This is a genomic window from Acidaminococcus sp. AM05-11, from assembly GCF_003472805.1.
In the GTDB taxonomy this organism is placed as follows: domain Bacteria; phylum Bacillota; class Negativicutes; order Acidaminococcales; family Acidaminococcaceae; genus Acidaminococcus; species Acidaminococcus hominis.
Window position 1 is genome coordinate 25,719 of the sequence record NZ_QRMX01000016.1, and the last position, 15,729, is coordinate 41,447.

At 54.1% G+C, this 15,729-nt stretch carries 15 protein-coding genes; all 15 read left to right on the plus strand.

The annotated features are described in order from the left end of the window. The 15 genes from DW089_RS08240 (at position 1) to DW089_RS08310 (ending at position 15,331) form a co-directional block, all read left to right on the plus strand. Positions 1 to 2,358 (plus strand): prepilin peptidase, encoded by a 2,358-nt coding sequence (locus DW089_RS08240; RefSeq protein WP_118287080.1) that lies wholly within the window; start codon positions 1 to 3, stop codon positions 2,356 to 2,358. Next, complete coding sequence (locus DW089_RS08245) at positions 2,348 to 2,887, plus strand: hypothetical protein (protein ID WP_105326149.1); 540 nt, start codon at positions 2,348 to 2,350, stop codon at positions 2,885 to 2,887. The genes DW089_RS08240 and DW089_RS08245 overlap by 11 nt, the downstream gene beginning before the upstream one ends. A 110-nt stretch (positions 2,888 to 2,997) precedes the next feature. Next, positions 2,998 to 4,248, plus strand: coding sequence for an aminotransferase class I/II-fold pyridoxal phosphate-dependent enzyme (locus DW089_RS08250; RefSeq protein ID WP_105326148.1), 1,251 nt, complete (start codon positions 2,998 to 3,000; stop codon positions 4,246 to 4,248). A 104-nt stretch (positions 4,249 to 4,352) separates the two neighbouring features. After that, the gene (locus DW089_RS08255) at positions 4,353 to 6,014 is read left to right on the plus strand and encodes a nucleoside kinase (protein WP_105326147.1); all 1,662 of its coding nucleotides are present in this window, start codon (positions 4,353 to 4,355) and stop codon (positions 6,012 to 6,014) included. An 11-nt stretch (positions 6,015 to 6,025) separates the two neighbouring features. Beyond that, complete coding sequence (locus DW089_RS08260) at positions 6,026 to 7,222, plus strand: pyridoxal phosphate-dependent aminotransferase (RefSeq protein WP_118287081.1); 1,197 nt, start codon at positions 6,026 to 6,028, stop codon at positions 7,220 to 7,222. 136 nt (positions 7,223 to 7,358) lie between these two features. Further along, complete coding sequence (locus tag DW089_RS08265) at positions 7,359 to 9,002, plus strand: subtype B tannase (protein WP_118287082.1); 1,644 nt, start codon at positions 7,359 to 7,361, stop codon at positions 9,000 to 9,002. A 583-nt stretch (positions 9,003 to 9,585) separates the two neighbouring features. Further along, entirely contained in the window at positions 9,586 to 10,839 is a 1,254-nt protein-coding gene (locus DW089_RS08270; RefSeq protein ID WP_118287083.1) for a DEAD/DEAH box helicase, read from the plus strand. A 79-nt stretch (positions 10,840 to 10,918) separates the two neighbouring features. Then, positions 10,919 to 12,382 (plus strand): glutamate--tRNA ligase, encoded by a 1,464-nt coding sequence (gene gltX / locus DW089_RS08275; RefSeq protein ID WP_105326143.1) that lies wholly within the window; start codon positions 10,919 to 10,921, stop codon positions 12,380 to 12,382. A gap of 166 nt (positions 12,383 to 12,548) precedes the next feature. Next, a complete protein-coding gene (rplM, locus tag DW089_RS08280; RefSeq protein WP_105326142.1) occupies positions 12,549 to 12,986 on the plus strand; it encodes a 50S ribosomal protein L13 in 438 nt (145 codons plus the stop codon). A 20-nt stretch (positions 12,987 to 13,006) separates the two neighbouring features. Further along, positions 13,007 to 13,399 (plus strand): 30S ribosomal protein S9, encoded by a 393-nt coding sequence (rpsI, locus tag DW089_RS08285; protein ID WP_105326141.1) that lies wholly within the window; start codon positions 13,007 to 13,009, stop codon positions 13,397 to 13,399. Between the two features lie 457 nt (positions 13,400 to 13,856). Next, positions 13,857 to 14,216 carry a hypothetical protein gene (locus DW089_RS08290; RefSeq protein WP_105326095.1) on the plus strand — a complete coding sequence of 120 codons (360 nt, stop codon included), beginning with the start codon at positions 13,857 to 13,859 and terminating at the stop codon, positions 14,214 to 14,216. Positions 14,217 to 14,254: 38 nt separating this feature from the next. Continuing rightward, complete coding sequence (locus tag DW089_RS08295) at positions 14,255 to 14,443, plus strand: hypothetical protein (protein ID WP_105326094.1); 189 nt, start codon at positions 14,255 to 14,257, stop codon at positions 14,441 to 14,443. 62 nt (positions 14,444 to 14,505) lie between these two features. Continuing rightward, positions 14,506 to 14,877 (plus strand): hypothetical protein, encoded by a 372-nt coding sequence (locus DW089_RS08300; RefSeq protein WP_105326093.1) that lies wholly within the window; start codon positions 14,506 to 14,508, stop codon positions 14,875 to 14,877. Positions 14,878 to 14,915: 38 nt separating this feature from the next. Further along, positions 14,916 to 15,104, plus strand: coding sequence for a hypothetical protein (locus DW089_RS08305; RefSeq protein ID WP_105326092.1), 189 nt, complete (start codon positions 14,916 to 14,918; stop codon positions 15,102 to 15,104). A 38-nt stretch (positions 15,105 to 15,142) separates the two neighbouring features. Then, positions 15,143 to 15,331, plus strand: coding sequence for a hypothetical protein (locus DW089_RS08310; protein WP_105326091.1), 189 nt, complete (start codon positions 15,143 to 15,145; stop codon positions 15,329 to 15,331). The last annotated feature ends 398 nt before the right edge of the window (positions 15,332 to 15,729 follow it).

The following is a 15,729-nucleotide window of genomic DNA, read 5'->3' on the forward strand; positions in this document are numbered from 1 at the left end:
ATGATGGGAGTAAATGTTTTTTATGGAATCATCTATTTTCTCACCGGCCTTTGTGCCGGCAGTTTTGTGGGACTGTGCGCGGACCGGATGAAAAACGGGGTGTCCATCTGCTGGCCGCCGTCCCATTGCGAGGCCTGCGGCAGAAGACTGGGCCCAAAGGACCTGGTGCCGGTGGTAAGCTATTTGTACCGGAAAGGCCGCTGCGGCTACTGCCGGACGCCCCTTTCCCGGGACCTGCTGTATCAGGAACTAGGCTGCGGCCTGCTGTTTCTGCTGTTGGGCTGGGGCCAGGTTCCCGGCTGGCAGCTTTTTACCCTGTGGGGTATCTTCGGCACCCTGTACCTTATCGTCTGGCAGGACCTGCGAGAACGGGCGGTGTACCACTGCGTGCTGCTGGCCTTGGCCGGGTGGATTGCCCTGCGCTGTTTTTTGGTAGGGGGAACGCTGCTGGAAGGGCTTTTTGGGGTTTTGGCCGGCGGCGGTTTCCTGCTGGTGTTTCATTTGATTTTTCCCCAGGGTCTGGGGTTTGGGGACGTGCTTTTGTGTTCCCTTTTGGGAGCTTGGCTGGGACCTTTGAAAGGGTTCCAATGCATTGTGCTGGGGAACCTGCTGAGCCTGGGCTGGGCCCTGTCCCGTGCCCGGGAGAAAAAGCTGGCTCTGGAAAAGGTGGGTGTTCCCCTGGCTCCTTTTTTGGCCCTGGGAGCCTTTCTGGTGCATTGTAAAGGGGTGGTGGGAACGCTGCCGTCGGCGCTGGACCCGGGGCTTTTGCTGCTGGGGCTGCTGCCCCTGGAGCAAACCCTTTCCTGGGACAACCTGCGCAGCCGTTGGGAAAAACTGGTTTCCCCCTGGCCCAAGCGGCTCCTGGTGGTCCACTGGGGAAACCAGGCTCTGACCCTGACGGAAACGGAGCGCCGGGGAGAAAAGCTGCACCTTGCCCGTACGGCCCAGCTGCCCTGGCCCCGGGAACTGCCGGCGCTTACCAGTCCGGAACAGGTCCCTGCCGTAGCCGAATGGCTGGGGGACCAGTGCCGGAAGCGGGGCTTTGGGGCGGGGCAGGTGAGCTTTAGCCTGTCCAGCCGGCAGGTGCTGCTGCGCCGGGCCAGCCTGCCCCAGGCAGCGGCGAAAAACCTGGCGGAAGCGGCCCAGTGGGGCCTTTTGCAGGACGTACCCTGGAAGCCCGGCACCTTTACGGCCGCCGCGGTTCCGGTGCAGCTCAAAAGCAATAATACGGCGGTGCTGCTCCAGTCCAAGGCCCTGAATCAGGCCCTGCTGGACCTGGCAGCGGCACTGGACTGGGAACTGGTGAGCCTGGAAGCCCAGGCGGCCAGCTGGGGCAAATGGCTGACGGAGGAACCGGGGGCGCTGCTGCTTACCAAAGAAGGGAAGCGCTTTGTCCTCACCGTGCTGCAGCGGGGGATTCCTGTGGACAGTGAGCCCCTGGCCCTTGCGGAAAAAGAGAAAACGGGGGCGGAGGAGCTGACCAAAAGCCCCCTGTGGCAGGAGGCGCAGGGGACTTTTCAGGAGTCTGGCCAGCAGGCAGCCCAGCAGATTGCTGCCTATGCAGAGCTGTGGCGGCAGGAGCTGGGACTTGCGGCGCTGCCCCTTTATGCGGCCCTGGGCGGCGGGGAGCCTTTGGGCCAGGAGCTCCAGCCCCTGCTCCAGAAACGGGGGCTGCTGCGGCCTCTGCCGGGCCTGGACAAGGTTACGGTGGCAGAAGCCTATGCCAGGGGGGAAGAACTGCTTTCCCAGCCGGAAATCCTCTGCTCCCTGGGGGCGGCCAAACCCTGTCTCCACACGAGAAAGCTGTCCCTCCACCGGACTGCGGGAGCCCAGCCGTCCCTGGGGCGGCTGTCCCAGAAACGGGGGTTTACCCTGCTTTGGGGTCTGGGCTTTTGCGGCTTGTTTTTTTGCCAGCTGCTGCGGCTGGGCACTGCCTGGCGGCTGGGAGAAACCCAAAGGCATTTGGCGGCCCTGGCACCCTGGGAAGCCCAGTGGCAGACCAGCCTGAGCCGCAAGGCGGACCTGGAGGCCCGGAGCCAGCTCCGGCAGAAGGTGCAGCAAAAACAGCTGCCCTGGGCTGGACTATTGGCCCTTTTGGGCAGCCTGGTGCCGGCGGACTGCTGGGTAACCCGGGTGACCCAGGAAGGGGACGGGGAAGCGGTGCAGGCGCCTGGGGTGGTGCTGGAAGGCCGGACCCTGGAGAAAAACAGCGTCCTCAGGCTGGTGGACCTGCTCCAGCATCAGCCCGGCATCAGCGACGCCCAGCTGGAACGACTGGAGGAAGACGGGGCCAAGGACCGGACGGCGGGTTTCCGGATCCGGCTTCAGCTGAAGGGAGGCGGCAGCTATGCTGGCTAACCTGAAACGGGACCCCAAAATCCGACTGGCCCTGCACCTGTGCCTATGGCTGGCCTTCCTGGTTTTGGCCTTTCGCCCGGCCCTGACCCAGCTTCGGCTGGAGCGGCATAAGCTGCTGGGCCTGGAGGAGCGGCAGCGGCAGCTGGTGCTTTTTGCCAAACGGTATGACCCTGGAACAGCCGCCCAGACGGAAGAGCAGTGGCAGCAGCTGCGCCGGCAGGTGCCGGACCAGGTGACCCGGGAAGAAGCCGTCAGCCGGCTGGAAGCCCTGTGCCGGGAAAGCGGGGTGCGTCTGCTTTCTCTGGAAGCCCAGGCTCCCGGCCGGGAAGCGGGGGGAACGTACCTGCCCCTGTCCCTGGCTCTGGAGGGGGATTACACCCAATTGCTGTTGTTCCACCAGCTGTGGGAGCAGGAACCTGGCACTTTTCAATGGACAGAATCTAGCACAGAGTGGAAAAATCGTAACAGTATGTTAAATTTTCATGGAAAATTAAAAATTTTTGCTACAAAAAATGGCCAAAAATCCTAAAATTTCCGTTCTTCCAGTTGACCTCCCCGAAAATTAATGAGATAATATTTAGTGCAACGGTTATGAACAGAGTTTATCTAGTTGTTCAATCATTGAGGGGAGGAACTATCATGACCATTAGTTGTGTAGCACCGCATACACACGGAAAGACAAGTGTAGACAGAATTTTCGGAGCCAGCGAAGCAGCCCAAAAGAGAATCAAAGAAATCGGTGCTGACGCAGTGACCAATGCCACCATTGGCGCTATTATGGACGATGATGAAAAATTCGCAGTACTGCCCACCGTCAGCAAGGTGTTCAGAAGCCTGGAAGACGGCCAGTACTTCAGATATGCTCCCATTATGGGGCTTCCAGAATTCCTGGATCTGGTGCAGGACGCCTGCTTTGGCGAGTCCCGCCCCGAAGGCTATACCGCAGCCCTGGCCACGGCCGGCGGCACCGGTGCCATCCACCATTCCATCTGGAACTATACGGAAGTGGGCGACCAGGTAATTACCGCTGAATGGTACTGGGGTGCCTACAACACCATCTGCCGGGACATGGATCGGGAACTGGTAACGTATCCCATGCTGACCCCGGACGATAAGTACTTCAACCTGCCGGCCCTGACCGAAACGGTCCACAAGGTGCTGGCCCGCCAGGACCGGGTACTGGTCATCATCAACACCCCGGCCCACAACCCCACCGGTTTCAGCCTGACGCCTGAAGACGTGGAAAATGTCCTCAATATGCTGAAGGAAGAACTGAAGGGCACCAACAAGACTGCTACCCTGTGCCTGGACGTAGCCTATATCGACTATGCCGGCGAACGGGAAGAAGTCCGCAAAATCTTCAAGAAGCTGTCCAACCTGCCCAAGAACATCTTCGGCCTGGTTGCCTACAGCATGTCCAAGAGCTTTACCATGTACGGCGAGCGCTGCGGCGCCCTGCTGGGGGTAACCTCCGACAAGGAACAGATCCAACAGTTCCTGGACGTAAACAAAAATACCGGCCGCTCCACCTGGTCCAACATCAACCGGGGAGCTATGGAAACCCTGCAGATCATCTACAAGGACCCTGAACTGCTGGACAAGGTACAGCAGGAAAGAGCCTACTATTACAAGATGGTACAGGCTAGAGGTGACCTGTTCACCAAGGAAGCCAAGGAATGCGGCCTGAATATTGTGCCCTACATCTCCGGTTTCTTCCTGTCCATTCCGGCAAAGGATTCCATGAAGGTCTGCGAAAAACTGCATGAAGTCAACGTATTCTGCGTGCCTTTGGCTGCAGGCGTGCGTGTAGCCCTGTGCGGCATTTCCCTGAACAAGGTAAAGGGTCTGGCTGCCAAAATCAAGGCTGCCATGGATGCAGTAGGAGAATAAACAGAAATGGATTGGCTGCCGGACCTCGGCAGCCAATTTTTCTTGTATACAATATTCAATATAGACTTAGCACGAGAAACCATCAGCAAAGGAGAGGTTGCAGTATGTATATCTATGGACCGGGTGGGGAGAAAAGATCCTACGCGGATCGAACCCCGCTTGTGGAAATGGCCAAGGACTTTCAAAGCCAATACCAGGCGCCCATTGCGGTGGGTGTAGTCAATGGAGAAGCTGTGCCTCTCCAGCTCTGTCCCCACAACGGGGACCGGGTGGGCTTTTTGGATTTGGATTCTGCCGAAGGGTATAAGGCCTACATCAGCACCTTTTTGTTTGCCCTGATTACTGCCATGAAGAAGCTGCGGCCGGAAGTGCGGCTGGAGGTGGAAAACACCTTTGGCAATGCCCTTTTCTGCGATATCAAGAACCGGATTGTACTGAGCAAGTACGACCTGGCGGACGTGACCGGCTTTATGGAACAGATGATCCGGGAACGGGTACCGGTGGAAGTGACCCAGATTGCCAAGGACGATGCCTGGCCCTATGTGAAGCCCCGGTTTTACGAAGATCAGGCGCCGCTTTTGGCAGCCCTGCCGGCGGATTACAAAATCAATATTTACCAGCTGGGCCGGGAAAATGCCTACTTTGTAGGTCCCCTGCTGCCGGATTTGGGGTACCTGAAGAAGTTTGAACTGCTGCGGATGGGGCCTGGTATCCTGCTGCGCTATGGTAAGCGGGGCCAATACAATCATCTGAAGCCCTTTAAGGAGCGGCAGAAACTGGCCTCCGTCTATGCCCAGGCAGAAAAGATGGGCCAGGTGATGCACTGCCCCACGGTGGCGGCCTTGAACCAGTACATTACCCGGGGCGACAGCCGGGGGATTATCCAGATGTGCGAGGCCCAGCACGAAAAGAAGATTGCCCAGATTGCGGATGTGATTGCGGACCAGGAAGACCGGGACATCAAACTGGTGCTCATTGCCGGGCCGTCTTCCTCCGGGAAGACCACCTTTGCCCAGCGGCTAGCGGTCCAGATGCGGGTCAACGGCCTGCGGCCCATCCCCATTTCCCTGGACAACTATTTTAAGGAACGCAAAGATACGCCGCTGCTGCCCGATGGCAGCTACGACTATGAATCCATCAATGCCCTGGACCTGGACCTGTTCAACTACGATTTGGAACAGCTGCTGAAGGGCAAAACGGTGGAAATTCCCCATTACAGTTTCAAATCCGGCAAACGGGAGTTCCGGGGCCAGAAAGAACAACTGGGCAGCGATGGGGTGCTGGTTGTGGAGGGTATACACGGACTGAACGAAAAGCTCTCTAGTCACGTCTCAGCGAAACACAAATTAAAAATTTATATTAGTGCCTTGACACCATTGTCATTTGACGATTATAATCGTATACCAACAACGGATATGCGGCTTCTGCGCCGAATGGTCCGGGATTCCCAATTCCGGTCCCACAATGCCCTGCAAACCTTGCAGAATTGGCCGAAAGTTCGGGCGGGAGAAGAAAAGTACATATTTCCTTTCAGTGAGGAGGCGGACATTATGTTCAACACCACGCTGATTTACGAACTGGCCGTGCTGAAAAAATATGCCCAGCCTCTCTTGGCCAAGATTACCCCGGATAAACCGGAGTACACCGTAGCCAAGAATTTGATGGATATGTTAAGTATCGTTGAATCCATTGATGACGAGGCCATTCCCAACAACTCAATTATCCGTGAGTTCATTGGTCACTCCATTTTTGGTGACCTATTATAGGAGGTCTTGCTATGTATATTTCTCAAAGATCACTGAACATCCCTACCTCTCCCATCCGGAAACTGGCACCCATTGCCAACCGGGCGGAGAAAGCCGGCCGCAAAATCTACCATCTGAACATTGGCCAGCCGGATATTGCTACGCCGGAAAGCTTCTATGAAGGGGTTGCCGCCTGCCATCCCAAGGTATTGGCTTATGCCAAGAGCCAGGGGGACGAGAACCTGATCAAAGCTATCCAGAAGTACTATGAAGGCTGGAATATCCACTTTGACTTTGACGATATCTACATCACCAACGGGGGCAGCGAAGCCCTGGCCTTTGCGGTGATGACCACCTGCGATCCCGGGGACAACATTGTGATGTTTGAGCCCTTCTACGCCAACTACAAGAGCTTTGTAGGCGCCTATAACGTGGAAATCAACGGGGTGCCCGCAGATCCTGCCACCGGCTACCGGATGCCCAGCCGGGAACAGATTGAAGCGGCCATTAACGACCGGACCCGGGCCATTCTGATTACCCATCCCGGCAATCCCACCGGCGTCATTTACAACGCCGAAGAAATGAAACGGCTGTCGGACATTGTCCTGGAACACGACCTGACCCTGATTGCCGATGAAGTGTACCGGGAATTTGTCTACGACGGGGACTACACCAGTTTTGCTTCCCTGCCGGAACTGAACGATAACCTGGTGCTCATCGATTCTGTATCCAAGCGGTACTCTGCCTGCGGCGCCAGAAGCGGCTGCGTGATTACCCGGAACAAGGCCCTCCAGGCAGAACTGTTAAAGAGCTGCCAGGCTCGGCTGGCTTGTCCAGAACTGGAAATGGCCGGTGCGGCTGCTCTCTACAGCACGCCCAAGTCCTATTGGGCTGACGTGAAGGCGGAATACACCAAACGGCGGGATACCATCAAAGCTGCCCTGGCAGCCATGCCCGGGGTGATTTTCTCCCAGCCCAAAGGCGCCTTCTACGTCATGGTGAAACTCCCGGTGGACAATACGGAAAGCTTCGCCAAATGGCTGCTGGAAGACTTTTCCATTGACAACGAAACGGTCATGATTACCCCCGGCAGCGGCTTCTACGCCTCCAACCCGAACCTGGGTGTGGATGAAGCCCGGCTGGCCTATGTGCTGAACTGCCAGGACCTGGAAAAGGCCATGCACATTCTGGCCGAAGGCCTGAAACAATATCCGGGCCGGACCCTCTAAGGTAAGCAAGCGTTTGACTCTTGCACGGAAAAGAATTACAATAAAATAGAAATTGGGGAAGAACAACGATAGCTGCACAGGGTTTGCATCGTCGTTGTTCTTCTTTTTGTATATGGGAAAGAAAGGATCTGATTGTATGCGTCAATCGAAAAAGCTGCTTTCGGCAGCCCTTGTCTGCGGCATCCTGGCGGGTGCCTCCTGTTATGCACCGGCAGCCGTTTGGGCGGCCGATACCCAAAAGCCTTCGGCAGCAGCCGTGAAAACCGGGACTGAGGCCCAGAAAACCTACGACCTGACCTTCCACCCGGAAAAGGGCATCCGGGAAAGCAAAACCTACCAGAACCAGCAGGTGGACTACTACGCCTACCGGAATATTGTCTATGTCAGCAAACCGAAAAATGTGGAATACGAAAGTATGAATCTGTTTGTGCCCGCTGCTTACCTGGAGGGCAAAAGCGTCAACGGCTACACCGCCCAGACAGCGCCTATTTTCCTGCCCAACAAGGTGGGGGGCTATATGCCCGGTACCGCCGATGAACCCCAGGAAAAGGACCGGATGAGCGGGGGTCCCAACGCTGCCCTGGTGGCCCTGTCCAAAGGGTACGTGGTGGCTGCCCCGGCCATTCGGGGCCGTACCACCCAGGGCGCGGACGGCGCCTATGTGGGCAAGGCACCGGCCTTGATTGTGGACTACAAGGCGGCGGTCCGCTACCTGCGCCACAACCAGCTGCGGCTGCCCGCCGGCAATACGGAGCGGATCATTTCCAACGGCACCAGCGCCGGGGGCGCCCTGTCCGCCCTGCTGGGGGCCACCGGCAACAGCAAGGATTATGAGGCGGCCCTGAAGGAAATCGGCGCCGCAGAAGAACGGGACGATATCTACGCTTCCAGTGACTATTGCCCCATTACCAACCTGTCCCATGCAGATATGGCCTACGAATGGGTCTTTAACGGGGTGAATTTCTACCACCAGAACAAAATGCCCGGCGGGCTCCCAGGCATGCCCGGGGCCCAGGGAATGCCCCAAGGTGCTCCCAAAGCTGCTGCCGCTTCCCAAAAGGGCGCAGCCGCAGGCCGGCCGGAGAATGCGCCCCAGGAAACCCAAAGCGTCCAGGTCATGAGCAAATTGGAGCAGGAAACCTCTGACGACCTGAAGAAACTGTTCCCGGCCTACGTGAACAGTCTGGGGCTCAAGGACCCCAGCGGCAGGCTGCTGACCCTGGATAAGAAGGGGCAGGGCAGCTTTGCCGATTACATCAAGTCCGTGTATTTGGCTTCCGCCCAGACAGCCCTGGCTGCAGGGCAGGATCTGTCCGGTCTGGATTGGCTGACCATCCAAAACGGCAAGGCTGTGGCTATGGACCTGGGCAAATATGCCGTGTACGCTACCCGACTGAAGGCGGCTCCGGCTTTTGACAAGCTGGACGGCACTTCCGGGGAAAACGATGAATTCGGTACCAGCAGCAATGTACCCCGGCACTTTACGGAGTATTCCCTGAAGCACCGGACGGACAAAAACGGCCTGGCACCGGCGGAGGATATCAAACTCCTGAGCCCTCTGGCCTATATCGGCAAACGGGGCGTTACCGTGGCACCCCATTGGCGGATCCGCCACGGCAGCGTGGACCGGGATACGGCCATTGCCATTCCCGCCATTTTGGCCCTGAAACTGCAAAATACCGGGGCTGACGTGAACTTTGCTGCCGTCTGGGGCAAGGGCCACGCCGGGGATTACGACCTGGACCAGCTTTTTGCCTGGATGGACAGTATTTGCCATTAAGGCTTTGCAGGGCGCTGGCGAATAAAAAGTGAAATGCGGGAAGGGGCTGTGAAAAAATGAGTATTCATTTTTCCACAGCCCCTTCTTTAGCATTCATTTGTTTTAGCTATATCCGAACATCAAAATCTTCTCAGCCAATCGCTTTTGTTTGGTTAAACTTTCTCAGTCAGCCCTACAGGCTGACAGCCCCTTCACGCTTGAAGGGGCCAGTCTTAGGCTTATACGAGTCATGTGCAAAACGGGGTTAGAGATGAAATTACGGTATGTAAATAGTAGTACTATCTTTCTCTTTCACTTGACCAGTAGAGCTCTAGAACGCTTCCTGCAAGAGTGTAGGAAGTGCCGCCGTAGGCGACGATAGAAGTTTCATTTTTTCACAGCCCCTTCTTTTTCTTGCAGGCCGTAGGGGAAGGACTGTGAAATTTTCACGAGAAACGGACAATTTATGCTTTTCTGCTTTACCGAAGCCCCTGCCATACGGTATAATAAAAGATACGATTGTATGCGTAGTACCTTGCTTTGTCCCCGCCACGGGGCGGGGAAAGTTTTGCAAAAAAGGTAAATAGCGAGAGGAGATGACACAATGGCAGCTGGTTTTGCCCAATTGAAAGTGAATCCGGAGATGGTAGAGAAGCTCCACAAGACGGGGAAGGATATCCCCACGCCTGTCCAGGAGCGGGCCATACCGGCCCTGCTGGCCGGGAGGGACGTAATTGCCCGGGCCCAGACGGGGGTGGGAAAAACCCTTTCCTTTGTGATTCCCCTGTTTGATAAAGTGGTGCCGGAAAAGGAATACGTCCAGGCGCTGATTTTGTCTCCCACCCGGGAGCTGGCCCAGCAGACCGCTGGGGAAATCCGCAAGCTCACCGGCGATACGGGAATCCATACCCTGCTGGTCAGCGGGGGACGGGATTTTGAAGAAGAAAAACGGAAGATTTCCACCAAGGCCCAGGTTCTGGTAGGAACGCCCGGCCGCCTTTTGGACCATCTGCGCAAGGGCAACACCAGCCTGGGCGGGGTGGTGTATCTGGTGCTTGACGAAGTGGACGAAATGCTCCGCCAGGGCTTTGGGGACGATATTGAGACCATCCTGTCCCTGCTGCCCCAGCAGCACCAGTCCATGATGTGTTCCGCTACCCTGGACGAGGAAGTGCGGAAGCTGGGCCGGAAGATTACCACCAACCCCCTGCTGATTGACATTGCCCCCAAACAGGCTACGGCGGACACCATCCAGCAGATTTGCATCAAGGTCAACGAAGACCACAAGCAGGAGGCCCTGGCCACCCTGATCCACCGGTACAACCCCTACCTGATGCTGGTGTTCTGCGCCAGCAAGGAACGGGCCATTGCCCTTAGCGACTGGCTCTACGGGGAAGGCTTCAACGTGGACGTGCTCCACGGGGATATGTCCCAGGCCAAGCGCCGGACCGTGATGGAAAACTTCCGGAAGGCCAAGCTCCAGATTCTGGTGGCCAGCGATATTGCTGCCCGGGGCCTGGACGTGGAAGGCATCACCCAGGTGGTGAACTACGACATTCCCCACGATGCGGACTGGTATGTGCACCGCATTGGACGGACAGGCCGGGCCGGTAACGAAGGCATGGCCATTACCTTCTACACCGCGGACGAAACCCGTTGGCTCCAAAACCTGGAGCAGAAACTGAACATCACCCTGGAGCGCCAGAACCTGGCAGGGGAAACCGTGCGCCGGACCATGAAGCCGGTGCGCCCCAAGAAGAAACACGTGCCCAGCCGGGGCAAAAACGCCGTGGGCCCCAACAAACGGGGTACCAAGTACGCGGAAGCCTCCCGGAAACAGAAGAATAAAAAGAAATAACACTTTCTGCTGAAATCAGCGGATTTGCGTGGTATAATGAAAAACATTGTAGGGAAAACGATGGGAAGAGGTGTCGGCAATGAGTGAAATTCGTGTAAGATTTGCCCCCAGTCCTACGGGGTATCTGCATATCGGTGGTGCCAGAACGGCACTGTTCAACTGGCTGTTTGCCAAAAGCCAAGGCGGGAAATTGATCCTGCGTATTGAAGATACGGATATTGAACGGTTAAAGGAAGATTCCGTTTCCCAGATTCTTACCAGCCTGAAGTGGCTGGGCCTGTCCTGGGATGAAGGCCCGGAAGTGGGCGGGGACTACGGTCCCTATTACCAGTCCGAACGGCTGGATATCTACCGGAAAATCTGCCAGGAACTGGTGGACAGCGGCAAAGCCTACTACTGCTTCTGCTCGGCAGAAGACCTGGAAAAACAGCGGGAAAAACAAAGAGCCCTGAAGCAGCCCTTCCATTATGCCCGCACCTGCCGGGATATTCCCCCGGAAGAAGCCAAAAAGCGGGTGGAAGCCGGCGAAAAGTACTCTGTTCGGATTAAGCTGCCGGCCAGCGGCCCCATTACCGTCCATGACATGATTCACGGGGACGTAACCTTCGATTTCAACCAATTCGATGATTTCGTCATCATGAAAACCAATGGTATCCCCACCTACAACTTTGCTGTAGTGGTGGACGACCATATGATGCATATTACCCACGTACTGCGGGCGGAAGAACATTTGTCCAACACCCCCAAGCAGATCGTGCTGTACGAAGCTCTGGGCTACGAAGTACCCCAGTTTGGACATATGCCCATGATCCTGGCTCCCGACCGGAGCAAGCTCAGCAAGCGCCACGGCGCTACCAGCGTAGAGGAATTCCGGGATAAAGGCTATGTCCATCAGGCCATCATCAACTACTTGACCCTGCTGGGCTGGGCCCCTGGCAATGACCAGGAAATCTTCACCCTGGAAGATACCGTAAAGGCTTTTGACTTCAGCAAAATGTCCAAGAAGGCTGCCGTCTACGACGTGAAGAAGCTGACCTGGCTTAACGGCCAGTACCTGTCCTCCCTGCCCCTGCGGGAGATTGCCGATGCTTCCGTGCCCTTCTTCAAGAAGGCCGGCCTCATTGACGACAACTACCTGCCGGCCCACCAGGAATACTTCGACCATCTGGTGGATGTAGTTCGGGTGCGGGTGAAGACCCTGGAAGAAGTGGCGGACGCTTCTGCTTACTTCTTTAAGGACGTGGAAAGCTACGATGAAAAGGGCGCAGCCAAGTTCTTTAAGCCCGAAGCCGCAGAGCTGCTGCAAAAATGCTATGACGCCCTGGCTGCCCTGGAAGTCTTTGACCTGAAGACCACGGAAGATGCCTACAACAAACTGGCGGAAGACCTGGGCCTGTCCCTGGGCAAGGTAATCCATCCCACCCGTTTGGCCCTGACCGGCCGGACCTTCAGCCCCGGTATGTTTGACGTCATGGTGCTCCTGGGCAAGGAAAAGACCCTGGCCCGGCTGCAGCAGGCCATTGCCTACATCAAAAAGGCGTAAAAAATTTCTAAAAATGTTAAAAAAGATACTTTTTCCCTTTGACAAGTATCTAAATAATGTTTATAATATATGGGTATCACTTTGAGACCGTGCCGTTAGCCCCGGCAGCCTCCCAAAGAGTCATCACCGGATACGCTAAAGTAAAAGCTTTATAGGAGGAATAAGGATGAAAACATACATGGCAACCCCGTCTACCATTGAACGCAAATGGTATGTAGTGGATGCCACCGATAAGACTTTGGGCCGTCTGGCTGCTGAAGTTGCTAAGGTGCTCCGCGGTAAACATAAACCTACCTTTACCCCGCATATGGATACTGGTGACAACGTCATCGTTATCAATGCTGCTAAAGTGAGACTGACCGGTAAAAAACTGGTTCAAAAAATCTACTTCCGTCATTCCGGTTATCTGGGCGGTGACAAGTATACGAAAGCCGGCGAACTGCTGGAAAAGGATCCTGCAAAGATGGTTGAAATGGCTATCCGCGGCATGGTTCCCCACAATCGTCTGGGCAATCAAATCATTAAAAAACTGCATGTATACGCTGGTTCTGAACATCCTCATGCTGCACAAAAGCCTGAAGATTTGACCATCGATATTCGCTAAGAGGAGAGGAGAACTAGAAAATGGCAAAAGTTACCTATAATGCAACTGGCAGCCGCAAGAGCTCTGTTGCTCGCGTTCGCCTTGTTCCGGGCGAAGGCAAGATCGAAATCAACGGCCGTGAATTGAGCCAATATTTTGGCCTGAAGACCCTGGAACTGGTGGTTCGTCAACCGCTGGATACCACGGAAACCCTGGGCAAATACGATGTTATCGCTAACGTAGTTGGCGGCGGCATTGCTGGCCAGGCTGGTGCAATCCGTCATGGTATTGCCCGTGCCCTGCTGAAAGTGGATGCTGACTTCCGTCCCCTGCTGAAAAAAGCTGGTCTGCTGACCAGAGATCCTCGGGAAAAAGAACGCCGCAAATACGGCTTGAAGAAAGCTCGTAAGGCTTCCCAGTTCTCTAAAAGATAATTTTGGGTCCCCTGCGGACCTATCCAAAACCAGGTACATTCCCAAAGAATGTACCTGGTTTTTTGATGCGCAAAAACGCTTGTGCGGACAAACAAAAGCCGCACTGCCTGGGCAATAAGAGCAGTGCGGCCACGAAGGAAGCTGGGGAACCTGCGCCTGACGAGGGTTGCAGGCTGCAGGGGTTTCCCCGATTTGACACAGCCGCCTTCTACAGTCAGAAGGGGTTTGTGATACCTTGATTATAAAGGCTGCTGCGGCCCTTCGTCAATCACCGATGGTGGGGTGTGTTTCCACGGAGCCTGGTAATTCAAAATTTGTAGAAAGGATACACGGGGAACCGTGGCCTCATGTATAGACTGTCCATTTTTCCCGACTTTCCTGCAACGGGTCGTCCTTTACTTTGGAAGAAAAACGGTGTATTCTGAAGTAAGAAAGCAGATGGGGGAGGGATGGGCTGATGAAGGCGAAACCTAAACGGATTCTGTTTTACGATTCCGATAAAACGGACTATATGGTGGAAATGGACAACCATTGGTATTATTTAGTCATGCTGGGTGCAAAAAGAATACTTGTTTATGAGCAGCCTTTAAGCTATGTTAATCACCAGCCTTATATTGAAGTGCCCAAAAAGACCAGTGATATTCCGCTGGAAGTAAGGAAAAATCTGTTAGAAGGGATTAAAACATTCCCTTACCATGTAGGTTTGCCTGCTATCCTTGATGGAAAATTCAACGAAAATTTCTCTAACCCATGGCTTGCAATGGGAAGAAAAATTCTCGAAGAATTACCAGGCGTCCCCTTCAATCTGGACGAATAGCCGAACTTCCCCAAGCCCTAAAAAGGGAGGAAGCAAAGATGCGTAAAAATAGCAATTTGACTCAACCGTTTATTGGAGTCCCAGTGAGCCCACAGCAATGCAAAGATTGCATTTTTAGACGGCCTGATCGAGATTATGATGTCAAAGACTGCTTAAAGTATAAAACCATAAAACCCTGGGGAGTTATGGAAAACAAAGAGAAATGTAAAGAATACAAAAAAGAATAGCCGAGAATCCCGAGACTCAAAAAATACAGCATGTTTGCAAGTCAAATAAGGAGGGCTGGCGCATGAAGGCGAAACCTAACAAAATCCTTTTCTATACGTCAGACGGAGACGACTATATGGTGGAAATGGACAACCATTGGTATTACTTGGTGCGTTTGTTTTTTCGGGAAATCAGGGTTTTTCGGCAACCTTACAGTTACTTGAATCACATTACCTATGTGATAGTTCCGAAAAAAACGACTGATATTCCTTTGGAAAAAAGAAAAGCCATAGCGGAGGGATTGAAGACGTTTCCAGGAAAGTATGCTATTGGAAGCGATAAACGTCGTTTTCCACCTGATGGTTTTAAGGAAGACCTGAAAAATAAAGTGTGGGAATATCATAAAGAAACCATGGTTAATTCTCCAGGCGTCCCCTTCAATCTGGACGAATAGACGAGATTTCTGAGGCTTTAAAAAGGGAGGAAATACAGATGCGAGAATATAGTAATTTGACAGAGCCTTTTTATGGAGATCCATTAGATCCTAAGCAATGCAAGGATTGCGCCTACAAACGTCCTGATAGAGATTATGACGTAGGTACTTGCCTGAAGTATAAAATTTCGAAACCCGATGCAGTTATGGAGAATACGGGAAAATGTAAGAAATACAAAAAGGAATAACCGAGTTTCTCCAAACCCTAAAATGGGAGGAATTAGAGATGCGTAAAGATAGCAATTTAACGCAACCATTTGTTGGTTTTCTGCTGAAGCCAGAGCAATGTAAAGATTGCGTATATAGGAGACGAGATAGAAACTATACAGTAGGAGATTGCTTAAAGTATAAGCCTTTTAAACCCTGGGGAGTCATGCATAATAAGGAAAAATGTAAGGAATACAAAAAAGAATAGCCGAGCTTCCTCAGGCCCGAAAAAGAAAATAAAGCACCACCCCAAGACGAGCGAACGCTCGTCTTTTGTCGTTCCAGAAAATGTCCGGGAGGTTTGGAAAGTACTGCCCGGCTAACGGGCCTAGGGGCTTAGGGGCTGCAGCTGGCTTCCCGGGCTGTTTCAGGGCAAAAAAATACCGCCCAGCTGCGCAGTAGCTAAGCGGTCATCGCCAATAGACGTCCGGAAGGCGATGCAATCCTATAAGTTAGGTCAAGTAAAAAAACAAACGATAGCGATGGCACCAGATACCCCATCTGGTGTCCTAAAAGCTTACCCAAAAGCTTTTTTCGTTCATGCCCAGGTCGGGTGAATATACCGATACGATTTTGCCATGTGCACGGACTTTTTTTACCACTCTG